The 12729-nt window shown below is 39.5% G+C and carries 10 protein-coding genes; 2 read left to right on the forward strand and 8 right to left on the reverse strand.

Annotation, left to right across the window (positions count from 1 at the left end):
* Positions 1 to 56: 56 nt before the first annotated feature.
* From G585_RS0111070 to G585_RS0111090, 5 genes are all read right to left on the reverse strand, one after another.
* The gene (locus G585_RS0111070) at positions 57 to 2087 is read right to left on the reverse strand and encodes a methyl-accepting chemotaxis protein (RefSeq protein ID WP_022775028.1); all 2031 of its coding nucleotides are present in this window, start codon (positions 2085 to 2087) and stop codon (positions 57 to 59) included.
* Between the two features lie 187 nt (positions 2088 to 2274).
* Entirely contained in the window at positions 2275 to 4281 is a 2007-nt protein-coding gene (locus tag G585_RS0111075) for a methyl-accepting chemotaxis protein (protein ID WP_022775029.1), read from the reverse strand.
* A gap of 957 nt (positions 4282 to 5238) precedes the next feature.
* The gene (thrH, locus tag G585_RS0111080; RefSeq protein WP_022775030.1) at positions 5239 to 5841 is read right to left on the reverse strand and encodes a bifunctional phosphoserine phosphatase/homoserine phosphotransferase ThrH; all 603 of its coding nucleotides are present in this window, start codon (positions 5839 to 5841) and stop codon (positions 5239 to 5241) included.
* 69 nt (positions 5842 to 5910) lie between these two features.
* Positions 5911 to 7290 carry a TrpB-like pyridoxal phosphate-dependent enzyme gene (locus G585_RS0111085; protein ID WP_022775032.1) on the reverse strand — a complete coding sequence of 460 codons (1380 nt, stop codon included), beginning with the start codon at positions 7288 to 7290 and terminating at the stop codon, positions 5911 to 5913.
* A 113-nt stretch (positions 7291 to 7403) separates the two neighbouring features.
* Positions 7404 to 8402 (reverse strand): radical SAM/SPASM domain-containing protein, encoded by a 999-nt coding sequence (locus G585_RS0111090; protein WP_022775033.1) that lies wholly within the window; start codon positions 8400 to 8402, stop codon positions 7404 to 7406.
* A gap of 123 nt (positions 8403 to 8525) precedes the next feature.
* On the opposite strand from G585_RS0111090, the gene G585_RS17915 reads away from it, so the two are divergent.
* Positions 8526 to 9458 (forward strand): UbiA prenyltransferase family protein, encoded by a 933-nt coding sequence (locus G585_RS17915; RefSeq protein WP_022775035.1) that lies wholly within the window; start codon positions 8526 to 8528, stop codon positions 9456 to 9458.
* Between the two features lie 163 nt (positions 9459 to 9621).
* Positions 9622 to 10974 (forward strand): glycosyltransferase family 39 protein, encoded by a 1353-nt coding sequence (locus G585_RS0111100; RefSeq protein ID WP_196802910.1) that lies wholly within the window; start codon positions 9622 to 9624, stop codon positions 10972 to 10974.
* A gap of 72 nt (positions 10975 to 11046) precedes the next feature.
* On the opposite strand, the gene G585_RS0111105 is transcribed toward G585_RS0111100, so the two are convergent.
* Genes G585_RS0111105 through G585_RS0111115 form a run of 3 tightly spaced genes read right to left on the reverse strand, consistent with a single transcriptional unit; the run spans position 11047 to position 12724 of the window.
* Complete coding sequence (locus tag G585_RS0111105; RefSeq protein WP_022775037.1) at positions 11047 to 11865, reverse strand: Cof-type HAD-IIB family hydrolase; 819 nt, start codon at positions 11863 to 11865, stop codon at positions 11047 to 11049.
* 4 nt (positions 11866 to 11869) lie between these two features.
* Positions 11870 to 12124 carry a hypothetical protein gene (locus tag G585_RS0111110; protein WP_022775039.1) on the reverse strand — a complete coding sequence of 85 codons (255 nt, stop codon included), beginning with the start codon at positions 12122 to 12124 and terminating at the stop codon, positions 11870 to 11872.
* Positions 12125 to 12139: 15 nt separating this feature from the next.
* Positions 12140 to 12724, reverse strand: a complete 585-nt coding sequence (locus G585_RS0111115; protein WP_022775040.1) for a Maf family protein — start codon at positions 12722 to 12724, stop codon at positions 12140 to 12142.
* Positions 12725 to 12729 lie beyond the last annotated feature (5 nt).

Here is a 12729-nt window from a genome sequence, read left to right on the forward strand (position 1 = left end):
ATAAAAAATACATCTAATTATACAAGTGTTTGGAGCATTTTAACATCCCTTGTTTATTATTTAAAGAATTCCATGTCAGCGCTCAGCTTATCAGCAATTTCCTTTAAAGATCCTGCTGATGCAGAAAGCGTTGTAACTGTAGCAGAAAGTTCCTGCATAGATGCGCCTGTTTCCTCTGAAGATGCTGCATTTTCTTCTGAGATAGCTGAAAGAGAGCTCATAGCATCTGAAACAACATTCTTGGCACTCACACAGGTTCCGGCATCTTTTTCAATGCTCTTAGCACTTTCAACTGTAGATGAAATATCATCAATCATAGCGTTTACGCTCTGAACTGTAGCTCCTAAAACTTCCTGCTGCTCATCATTGCCCTTCTGAACTTCAGACGCCATTCCAACCGCAGCCTGAGATTCTTCCAAAAGAATATCCATCTCTTTTCTGATATCATCAGCCATCTGCCTTGAGTCTTCAGCAAGCTTACCAATTTCTTCTGCAACTACTGCAAAGCCCTTTCCTGCCTCTCCGGCTCTTGCAGCCTCAATAGAAGCATTAAGAGAAAGAAGATTTGTCTGGGTAGCAATCGATGCAATTCCTTCAACCTTTTCGTTGATATTTTCAACAGCCTTACTTGTTGCTCCGATCTTTTCAGAAATCTGAATGATGTTATCACTCATATTCCTGCTGCTTTCCTGAAGATCAGCAAGAGACTGAGCAGACTCTGTACTTACTTCCTGCATTCTGTTTGCTATGCCTGAAAGCTCATCAGTACTTGTCTGAACATTACCTGTAGCAACGTCAATATCGCCAACACTTTCTGTAACACTTTGAATCTCATCAGCCTGCTGTGTTGCGCCTGATGCAATTTCCTGTACCGCATTGGATACGTCATCTGCGGTCTGTGAAATCTGGCTTGCAGCATCAGCAAGTTCAACTGAAGACTCATGCACAGAAAGCGCAGAATCTTTGATGTTTTTGACAATTCCACTAAGAACATCCAAAACAGAATTGGTATTAGTGATCATATCTCCAAATTCATCTTTTCTTCCCTGGAACTGTTCAATCGGAACAAATTCACCTTCTGAAAGATGATGAAGAGCCTTATTAACTTCATTAAGAGGTCCTGTAAAGGAATTAGCCATTCTAAAGGAAGCAATAATAGCAATAATAACCATTATAATTCCAATAAGAACTATAAAAGTTGCGCTACGCTGAGCTGATGCAAGAGTAGCCTTGTAATTGGAAGAAACAACTACTATCCATCCTGTAGTTGCTTCCTGCTGAAAAGATACTATCTGTTTATCATTTCCTGAGCCCGTCACATAGGTACCTGACGTGCTACTTTGAGCCATCTTAAAAAAGTCCCTGTCACTTCTGTTATCTTCTGCATCTTCCGCAGATATCTCATAATCTGAGTGTGCAATCACTATTCCGTTTCTATCAGTGATAAATGCACGCTGACTGGAAGAAATGTTTTCCTTTAAAAGATCATGCAGATTAGAAAGATCATAGCTTCTTTGTACAACTCCTATAGGTGCTGAGTATCCATAATCATAAATTGGAGTGGCCGGGATAATGATCCTGGAACCGGTAGCTTTCGAGATAAGCACATCTGAAACATAAGTCTTACCGGAAATGGCATTTTTAAAATAGTCTCTGTCAGCAATATTCGAAAGGTTATTCCCGTCATCTCGCGCAAGCTGCTGTCCTGTAGCATCCGAAACAACAATCGCATTACCATCCGCATAGGCCTTATTGACCTGCATTAAAAATGAGATCATGTATTCATCGTTTCTTGTGCCCTCATTCTTAACATAATCAATAGTAAACGGATTGGCTGCAACCCCCTCAAGAGTCCTTATCTGCTGCTGAAGTTCTGTTGTAAAAGCATCCTCTACTATCTGAGCCTGTTTGGAATTAATATACTCAGCATCCTCAAGCCCCTTTGATATAGAGCTTTTGTAACTGACACCAATGGCAATAATAAGAGGAATTGCCACAAGCAAAGACATCGTTAAAATAAGACTTGTCTTAACGCTATCTTTCCAGTTCTTTTTTGGTACTCCGGATGTTTCTTCTTTCTTTGCCATAAAGGACCTCCATTAAAAAGACAAACATAATTATCACTATAACGTAAATCAATTATACATCTATCCATGATAAATAATAGTATTTGAGTCTATTATTTATAATTATTTAATGAATAAAAAGCGCCCACGCATCAGTGATGCGCAGGCGTATATCAATTCAAAAAACATATGATTTTTGTATAATAATTCATGCTTTAAAGAACTGCATTTCTTCATTAAGCTTATCAGCAATTTCTTTCAGATTATTTGCTGATCCGGCAAGAGTTGTAACTGTAGCAGAAAGTTCCTGCATGGAAGCTCCTGTCTCCTCTGATGAAGCTGCATTCTCTTCTGAAATAGCTGAAAGAGCACTCATTGTGTCTACAACCGCATTCTTGGAGCTGTCGCAGGTCTCTGCTCCCTCGGAAATAAGCTGTACACCGCCTACTGTGCTGCCGATGTCTTTAAGCATTCCGTTAACTGCATCAAGAGTCTCGCCAAGAGCAATCTGCTGATCATTGTTGCCCTGTCTTACATCTTCTGCCGCTCCAACAGCCGCCTGTGCCTGTTCAAGAAGAATATCCATTTCTTTCCTGATATCATCAGCCATAGCCTTGGAGTCTTCCGCAAGTTTGCCAATCTCTTCTGCAACAACCGCAAATCCTTTTCCTGCTTCTCCTGCTCGTGCTGCTTCGATAGACGCATTAAGAGAAAGAAGGTTTGTCTGGGTTGCAATTGATGTGATTCCTTCAACTTTTTCGCTTATATTGTTAACAGCCTGCTGTGTTGACTGAATTGTCTGCGATATTTCATCAATCTTCTCTGTCATCTCATTGGAAGAATTCTGAAGGTCTGCCAAAGACTTACTTGAAATTTCAGACGCTTCTTTCATCTTCTCTGTGATTCCGGACAAGTCCTCAGTTGATCTTTGAACATCACCAACTGCTTCGCCAATCCTTCCAACATTTTCAGAGGCACTCTGGATCTCATCAGCCTGCTGTGTAGCCCCGGATGCAATTTCCTGTACTGCATTAGATACATCTTCTGCAGTCTGGGAAATCTGATTTGCCATATCTGAAAGCTCTGTAGAAGATGCTCCAACATCCTCTGCTGATGCTTTGATATTAGACACTATTTCATCAAGCTTTGTGATAACAGCATTGGTTGCTTTTGAAATAGCGCCAAACTCGTCTTTTCTGAGGTCGAATTTCTCAACCTTCACAAATCGTCCATCAGCCAATGCTTCCAAAGATTTATCTACTGCCTGAACCGGATCAGTAAAGCTCTTTGCCATCATGAAGGATATAACAATTGCAACAGCTAAAAGGATAATGCCGACAATAATAACAATCATGGCTGCTTGCCGTGCCGAAGACATGATTTCATCTGCGCTCTTTGCTGTAACAACTACAAAGCCTGAAAGAGGCTCTTTATAATAGGACATGTAATTTGTTCCAAAAGCTGAAGCTGACTTATAATATCCTGAATCAGCGCCTGAGGTATAGAACTCAGAGGTTGAAACATCAACTTCATCGTGAACTCCCTCAGCAATCTCATACTGCGAATGAGCTGCAACCATACCATCTCTATCTACTACAAAAGCATTTTCAGCCTGTGCAGCGAGAATATCGTGCAAATTGGAAAGATCATAATTTCTATGAACGATTCCGATAACTGTATCGCCATCTTTTACAGGAACCGCAAAGGTTATCATTCTGTCTCCGGTAGTTTTACTAACCAGGATATTGGAAATATAAACCTGACCAGATACCGCTGCCTTAAAATAATCTCGCTCTGCAACACTGACAAAATCACCTGTTCCTCTGGCAATCTGCATACCTGTAGCATCTGTAACGGAAGTATTCTGTCCATCATTAAGAACAGCATCACAGTCCTGGAGATAAAGCTGAACTGCGTCATACGGAATGCCTGCCCCACCTTTAACATACTCGATAACTGTAGGGTTTCCTGCAACAGACTTGACCATGTTCAGATTTGCATTGATTGCTTCCACAAGTGTGCTCTCAATATACCTTGCCTGCCACTGCTGAGAAGCCTGTGCATCTGACAGCGCCTTATTTGTAGAGGTAATATAACTAACAACTATCGCTACAATAAGTGGAATAGCTGTAACAAGCACCATTATCGCAATGAGCCTTGTCTTAATGCTATCCATAAAGCTTACACCTTCAGAACTTTTCTTATTCTTTGCCATGTTCATTCCTCCATGAGAAAATTACCTATTTGCGTATACAAATTCACGCAAAATAATTATACATCCTACCCATGGAAAATATAGACAAATAACGCATATTTAATAATCTTTTAATGTTTTTTCATTTATTTTATGAACTAAATATTGTTTTTTAGTTGACACCCTAAACTTTCTAAAAATCCATCCGATATATAAGACAAAGGAGGAAGTAAAGGCATGAAGAAACTTCCAGAAAACAAATAAAGCACCTTCACTGCGGCAGGATCCCGGTGGAGGTGCTTTTTTTCGCCTAAACTAACATATTTAAACCTTTTTACGTACAAAATAGGATAGCTTTTGTACAAGCCGTTTTTGAGTCTGCGAGCGTTTTGTAGCGTTCATGAGTACTAAATTTATCCATTTTTTATTCTGTTTTGGAACAACATGTCTGAGCCTTCAAGGCCTTCATAACCTTGAGCACAGTGCAGTTTCGTTTTGCTTCCACACAGAAATGAAACTTTTTCTATGTGCTCATGCAGCTTTTCTTTAATGCGCATGCTACAACTAAAACTCGTAGGGCTATATAAGAGAAATTGGTCATCGGTGCTTTGCACCTAGGACAGAAAAAAGAAGCTTCCTTCCAAACTCAGATGAGCTTGGAGAGAAGCTTCTTTATTTCTGTCTGTATGCCCGCTACGCGGGCAAGACCAATTTCTCATATATTTACGCCCTACTCAGACAAACGTTTCCGCATGCGCTGACAAAGCTGCTTATGAGCACAAGAAAAATGGCATTTCTGTGCCAGGAAGCAAAGCCAAAACTCACTGTGCCAAGAGTTATGAAGAGCCTCGAAGGTGAGTTTTGTTCCATAGAATAAAAAATGGATAAATTTAATACCATGAACGCCAAAACGTGAATGACGAAAAAACGGCTTGTACAAAAGCTATCCCATTCATAACCGTGGTGAAATTGAATATGTTAGTTTAGGGCGCTTTTGATAGCGGCCAGAAGGTCGTCGTACTCTTCGAAGGCTGGAAGGTTTGGATAGTCGGCTTTGATCTTTTCGGTTGAACGGAAAAGGAAGCCTGCTTTGCTGGCCTGTATCATGGCAAGGTCGTTGTAGCTGTCTCCACTTGCGATTGTCTCATAGCCTATGGACTGAAGGGCTTTTACTGTGGTGAGCTTTGAATTTTCTATTCGCATTTTAAAGCCTGTGATCTCACCATTTTCTGCAACTTCCAGAGAGTTGCAGAATATCGTTGGCCATCCAAGCTTTTCCATAAGTGGTGTCGCAAACTGTGTAAAGGTATCACTTATGATAATTACCTGGGTGATGCTTCTAAGCTCATCCAAAAACTTTTTTGCCCCAGGAAGTGGATCGATCTCTTTTATAACGTCCTGAATTTCTTTAAGGCCGAGTCCGTGTTCCTTGAGAATTCCTATTCTCCATTTCATGAGCTTATCATAATCAGGTTCATCCCTTGTTGTGCGCTTAAGCTCAGGAATTCCTGATTTCTCAGCAAAGGCGATCCATATTTCTGGTACAAGTACTCCTTCAAGATCCAAACATACAATATTCATAATCATGTCCTCATTTATATTTTTTCATAATAATTGCCAGAGGTTTTTTCCTTCTGGCAATTACTTTTATCAAAGGTTAATTTTTGGAAGCGTATCAAAACTCTTCTGAAGCTCAGCATCTGTAGGAATATAATCCATCATAACGCCGTCATTGAATTTCTGATAAGCAACCATATCAAAATAGCCGGTACCTGTAAGGCCAAAGAGAATAGTCTTTTCCTCTCCTGTTTCTTTGCACTTCAATGCCTCATCAATGGCCACTCTGATAGCATGGCTGCTCTCCGGTGCAGGAAGGATTCCCTCTACTCTTGCAAACTGCTGCGCAGCCTGGAATACTGAGGTCTGCTCAACAGATACAGCCTCCATATAGCCATCATGATAGAGCTGTGAAAGAATTGGGCTCATGCCGTGATAACGCAGTCCTCCTGCATGATTGGCAGATGGAATAAAGTTTGATCCAAGTGTATACATCTTGGCAAGTGGACATACCATTCCTGTGTCACAGAAATCATATGCAAATTTACCTCTTGTAAAGCTTGGGCAGCTCGCAGGTTCTACAGCAATGATCCTGTAATCTTTTTCACCGCGGAGCTTCTCTCCCATAAATGGAGAAATAAGTCCTCCAAGGTTTGATCCGCCACCGGCGCAACCAATGATAATATCTGGAGTCTCGCCATATTTTTCAAGGGCAAGTTTAGCCTCAAGTCCTATAACAGTCTGGTGAAGAAGTACCTGGTTAAGCACGCTTCCCAAAACATATCTGTAGCCTTCAGTCTTTGTCGCAACTTCTACTGCTTCAGAAATAGCGCAGCCAAGACTTCCGGTTGTTCCGGGATGCTCAGCGTTGATCTTGCGTCCTACCTCTGTGTCCATGGATGGAGAAGGAGTTACAGAAGCTCCATAAGTACGCATGACTTCACGTCTGAATGGTTTCTGCTCATAAGAAACCTTAACCATATACACTTTACAATCAATTCCAAAGTAAGCTGAAGCCATTGAAAGAGCTGTTCCCCACTGGCCCGCTCCTGTCTCTGTGGTCACACCTTTAAGGCCCTGCTTCTTTGCATAATAAGCCTGCACAATTGCGGAATTAAGCTTATGGCTTCCACTTGTGTTGTTACCCTCAAATTTATAATAGATCTTAGCAGGTGTACCAAGTGCTTTTTCAAGGAAATATGCTCTTACAAGCGGAGCAGGTCTGTACATCTTATAAAAATCAAGTACTTCCTCAGGAATATCAATGTAAGGTGTTGTGTCATCCAGCTCCTGCTTAATAAGCTCATCGCAGAAAACCGGCCTTAAATCCTCAAATCCCATAGGCTTTAAAGTTGCGGGATTAAGAAGTGGAGCCGGTTTGTTTTTCATATCTGCTCTGACGTTATACCACTGTCTCGGAATTTCATCCTCTGACAGATAAATTTTGTAAGGAATTCTTTTCTCTTCGCTCATAGTAATACTCCCCTCTGTGACTTTGACAATTTAAATTATTAAAGCACACTTTTGCTTTATGTGTCAATGCAAAAGGCACCCTACTAAAAATAGTAAGATGCCCTGCATGTATATTATTCGTCTTTTCCGATTTTCATTCTCTCATGACCGCCAAGCTTATTGGCTGCGTCCTGATTGCCACTAAGAATAGCCTTTACAAGATGCATTCTAAAGCCGGCGTCAATAAAGTCGCAGTGCTTACAGAATGGATAATTCTGTCTTCCTTCTGCGATATCTCTTCTAACCTTCTGAAGAGCTTCACTTCCCCAGGCATCCTTAAGACTAACCTCGTTAAGGTCCCCAAAGTTTGTAATCTCAAAGTTGTCACAACAGCATAGACCGAGCCTTCCGTTTGGCATGATCCACATATCTGTAAATGGCAAAAGACATGTCTCTTTAATGATCTTTTTTGTTTCCTTTTTATTAGGTGCACTTCCGGCCCTGTTAGTAAGAACTTCCTGAAGATATCTCATCTGTATCTGAATATCAAGGTCTTTAAACTCATCGGGATGAGCTGTTACATAGTCATAAACTTCCTGAATGCTCTTGTGAAGCTTCATCTCCATAGAGTAATTGTTGATGATAAGCTGATTTATATATGGAGCAACAGCTTTCAATTTATCAACAGTTAAGATAAGTCCGTTTGTTGACATGAAGATAAAAGAATCCGGCAGTTTTTCTCTTGCATACTTATGTCTTTCTACAATCTTGGTATCAAGCCATGGCTCATTGTTGCCGTAAAGCGTAAGATGACCTTTATAGCCCCAATCTGCAAGCTGATCAATAATACTTTTATAAAGTTCATCGGAAATATGTGCCAGCGGTCTGCACTCAGCGTTAACATTCGCAGTACAAAATGCACATGTTGAGTTACATCTGTTTATTGTCTCAATATTTACCACATTTGGCATAGGTATTTCTTTTGAATTAAGGAAGTAATCACAGTATTCCTTTTGTGATCTGCTTCTTGTAAAAAACTGCATCTTAAGATATGCATTGCTGGCAAGCATAGGAAACTTCTTCCTTGCTATCCAACCGAATTTTCCCATAAAACTATTTATTCTGATTGGCATGGTAAAACTTCCCTTATATATATTTTCATTTTTAAAGTCCGTGTATGATAATAGCATTATTCAGGGCAATATGCTATAATTATTTAGTTAATTTTATAAAAAATGGATTAGTTAGGGGAAAACATGAAAAAGTACATTAAAATTGCACGACTTGATCATTGGATCAAACAGTTTTTTATAATGCCGGGTATCGCTGTTGCTCTGCTTCTTACGGATATTAAGATCACAGAACTCAGCATTTTAAAACTTCTTCTTGGATTCTTTGGTACCTGCTTTATTGCCAGCGCCAACTACGTTATCAATGAATGGCTTGACGCTCCATATGACAAGTATCATCCGGTAAAAAAGAACAGACCTGTAGTAACAGAGAACATGGAACTTAAATGGGTTTTGGTTGAATATGCCATTTTAGCAGTTCTTGGTCTTTTATTATCATTCCTTGTAAACAAGTATTTCCTTATCACTGCTGCAGTTCTTTTGGTAATGGGAATCATATATAACGTGGAGCCTGTCAGAAGTAAGGACATCGTTTATTTCGATGTTATTTCAGAGTCAATAAACAATATGCTCCGTCTTCTCATGGGATGGTTTATAGTTACCTCTGATTCCATTCCACCTTCAAGTATCCTTATCGGATATTGGATGGCAGGTGCATATCTTATGGCCACAAAAAGATTTTCTGAGTACAGAATGATCGGTGATCCTAAGGTAGCAGGCTTATATCGTAAATCTTTTGTAAAGTACACAGAGAAAAAACTCCTTGCATCATCTATCTTTTATGCACTTTCATCTACATTTTGCCTTGGAGTTTTCCTTATAAAATACAGAATTGAATATCTTCTTTGTATTCCTTTTATTTTCCTTCTGTTTGCTTATTACTCAGCAATGTCGCTTGATAATGACTCTGCTGCTCAGAAACCGGAAAAGCTTTACAAAGAGAAAAAGCTTATGCTTTTAGTTCTGCTTATAATTGTTTTATTTATTGTATGCACCTTCTGCACATTTGACTTCTTAAAGCCACTTACATCAAGTGCCCTTATTAAGCTTGAGGTATAATCAGTACATGAATCTTAAAGAGTTATCAAAAAAACATTTTGAAACACTCTGGTGTTTTTTTACAAGTTTATTTGTATTAACCTTTACCACCAGATCATCAATCCTTTTTCCTTATAATAACTGGGACGATGTGAACAGTTACTTTACAATGGGAAAAGGACTGATGAATGGAATGGTTATTTATAGGGACCTTTACGATCAGAAAGGTCCTTTTCTTTATTTACTTTACGGAATTGGGTATCTTATCAGCCACAAGAGTTTTTTCGGAATCTATATATTTGAGATAATTGCCGGTACAATATTCCTTGCATTTGCTTTTAAACTCATCAAAAGACACTCTTCAACCTCCGTTGCACTCGTTTTAATACCACTTGTTGCTGCCGGTGTATATTCATCCAGGAGTTTCTACTGGGGCGGAGCTGCTGAAGAATTCTGTCTACCTATGTTATCCTATACCATTTATATTATTGATATTTTCATGCATCCAAAAGATACCAAAGAATACGACCGTATTTCTGATTCCAGAACTTACTTTATTGTGGGAATACTTACCGGAATCACTGCACTCGTGAAATATACGATGATGGGCTTCTTTTTTGGATTTGCCATGATTTCAATATGCCTCATAATATATAGAAAGGGATTTGCAGAGGTATTAAAAAAAGCTCTTATCTACATCCTGGGAATCGTAATACCATTCATCCCATGGTTAATATATTTTGCCATAACCGGTGGACTTGATGACTGGTACAGATGCTATATCTACAACAATTTGTTTTTCTACAGTAATATAACAGCAGATTCCATTTCTTTATATGAGAAAATCTACAGGCTGGCAAAGCTTCAGCATTGGCTTATACTAGATAATTTTGAGTACTATGTATGGATAATTGCCTGCTTTATACTTGCTCTCATCCTTGAGAGGAAAGCAGCAAAAAAAATAGCATACCTTTTTATGTATGCTTCAACATTTTTTGTGATTTTTTATGGCGGCGGTACACTTCCATATTACTCAATACCCCTTATGGTATTTGCAATTCCGGGTGCTGCTTATGTTGCAGATATTTTTCAAAAAGCTTATATCAAGTATAACAAAAGAGTATTATGGTGTAATACTGCTGTCTTTGTCATAGCTTTATCAGCAGTTTTTGCCAAATACAACTGTTTAAGCGCAGATTATTTATTACAGAGCAGACAGGACCACTGGCTTACAAGAATGGCAAGTCATATAGAGGAAGCCCCTGACACAACTCTTTTAAATGTAGGTTGCCTTGATGTTGGCTTATATACCATAACAGGCATTGTTCCGACCTGCGAATACTTCCAGACCAACGGAATTGCCCTTCCTACAATGTTCGAAGAGCAAAGTCGCTACATAAAAGAAGGCCTCACAGAATATGTTATTGCCGGAGAATGGGAGCCCGATGGTATTTATGAGAAATATGAGCTTATAGATTCTGTATCCTTCTACGATAATTCCTATGATCAGGTCTATTATCTGTATAAGTTAAAATGAAGACAGAGGGACGGTTCTTTTGACTTATTTTTTATAAGTCAAAAGAACCGTCCCTCTGTCTTCCCTCTGTCTTCAAATCGCATTTAGAATAAACTCTGCAAGACCGTCGTGATCATTGTCAAAGCGTGTGATCACATCGGCGCTTTTTTTGACAAGATCTGTTCCGTTAATCATGGCTATTCCACAACCTGCTGCCTCTATCATAGAGATATCATTCTGCTCATCTCCGGCTGCATAAGTGTTTTCTACGGGAATTCCAAGATAGTCAGATAGTCTTTTTACTACACTTCCCTTTCCAGCCTCAGAAGGAAAAATCTCCATGTAATAAGGATTAGAATATAGAAGAGTAAGCTTATCCCCTACCATTTCCTGGAGCGCCATTCTGAACCTCTCCTGCTTATCATGGTCATGTAGCTCTATAGCTATCATTTTGGAAGGAGGAGCTGTAATTTCCTTCATGATATCATCAGTAACAATGAGTGGTGTCTTTATTACTCTTCTGTAGTACTCCATGCACTCACCGTTCTTTTTGCTGACAATATGAGTTTCATTGTAAGTGTGACAATGCACATCAAACTTTTCTGAAAGTTCAATTATCTTTGGAACCAGTTCAAGTGGAACACCGGTTTTATAGACATATTTCTCATCATCCACACTATATATTTCAGTTCCGTTAGAACCGCATAAAAAACTGCCCTTAAAGTCGAGATGCAAACCGCTATAGACAGCCTTCGCACTGTCTATAGCCCTTCCTGTATTAATACAGAAATGATTTCCTGCATCAGTAAATCTTTTAAGGGCATCTAAAGTCTTCGGAGATATTATCTTCTCACTTGTAAGAAGTGTCCCATCAAGATCAATGAAAAATATCTTAGAGCCTGTTTTTGCCATTATATTATGCCTCAACTATCAAATATCTACCGTCGCCTATATCAAAGACTTCGTCCGCTTCAAGTACATTGCCGCCTTCAGTATCGACGCCTGCCTCCTCAAAGTACTCTTCAACTTCATCAGGTCCGTCAACAACAACAGCCATACAGTCCTCTAAAAAAGCCTCAGCCTCTTCTGTTGTTTCTGCAACATCCTCAGGAAAAAGCTGCCCCTGATTTTCTAAAAAGCATCTTAGAACTGCATCATCATACTCGTGCATAAAAAATCCTCCATATTACAATAAACTTTTATTTCTTAATTCCTTATAGAGTCTTGCAACTGGAAGTCCTACAACATTGTAGTAATCGCCGCTTATGCCCTTTATATGGATTGCAAACAATCCCTGGATTCCATAAGCACCGGCTTTGTCGTCAGGTTCACCACTGTTCACATAAGCATCGATCTCTTCCTCAGACAGCTCCTCAACATGGACTACTGTTTCCTCATGAAATGTAAAATGATCTGTCTTATCTCCAATCTTGTAATAAACGGTTACACCTGTATAAACCTCATGAGTATCCCCCGAAAGAGCTCTGAGCATTCTTTTGGCATCCTGCCTGTCTGTAGGTTTTCCAAGTACTCTATGGTTATATGATACGACTGTGTCTGCACCTATTACAACTATACTGTCTGTACTATCCGTTAAAATTTTGTGAAAAATCTCTGAAGCTTTCTGAAATGACAGCTCCTCGGCGATTTCTCCCGGCAGACTTGCAGAAGTCTTTTCCTCAGACACTGCAGGTATGATCTCAAATTCAGGAACAACCTTCCCAAGCAATTCTTTTCTTCGTGGTGATCCTGATGCTAAAACATAACGCATAAATC

It is taken from the genome of Butyrivibrio sp. AE2015, assembly GCF_000420825.1.
GTDB lineage: Bacteria > Bacillota > Clostridia > Lachnospirales > Lachnospiraceae > Butyrivibrio.

Bases quoted from the DNA above. Each gene is read 5' to 3' on its own strand.
- G585_RS0111090 (WP_022775033.1), bottom strand. From the start codon at position 8,402: ATGCCAATCAGAATAAATAGTTTTATGGGAAAATTCGGTTGGATAGCA.
- G585_RS0111115 (WP_022775040.1), bottom strand. From the start codon at position 12,724: ATGCGTTATGTTTTAGCATCAGGATCACCACGAAGAAAAGAATTGCTT.
- G585_RS0111110 (WP_022775039.1), bottom strand. From the start codon at position 12,124: ATGCACGAGTATGATGATGCAGTTCTAAGATGCTTTTTAGAAAATCAG.
- G585_RS0111070 (WP_022775028.1), bottom strand. From the start codon at position 2,087: ATGGCAAAGAAAGAAGAAACATCCGGAGTACCAAAAAAGAACTGGAAA.
- G585_RS0111105 (WP_022775037.1), bottom strand. From the start codon at position 11,865: ATGGCAAAAACAGGCTCTAAGATATTTTTCATTGATCTTGATGGGACA.
- G585_RS0111085 (WP_022775032.1), bottom strand. From the start codon at position 7,290: ATGAGCGAAGAGAAAAGAATTCCTTACAAAATTTATCTGTCAGAGGAT.
- G585_RS0111100 (WP_196802910.1), top strand. From the start codon at position 9,622: ATGAATGGAATGGTTATTTATAGGGACCTTTACGATCAGAAAGGTCCT.
- G585_RS17915 (WP_022775035.1), top strand. From the start codon at position 8,526: ATGAAAAAGTACATTAAAATTGCACGACTTGATCATTGGATCAAACAG.
- G585_RS0111075 (WP_022775029.1), bottom strand. From the start codon at position 4,281: ATGGCAAAGAATAAGAAAAGTTCTGAAGGTGTAAGCTTTATGGATAGC.
- thrH (WP_022775030.1), bottom strand. From the start codon at position 5,841: ATGAATATTGTATGTTTGGATCTTGAAGGAGTACTTGTACCAGAAATA.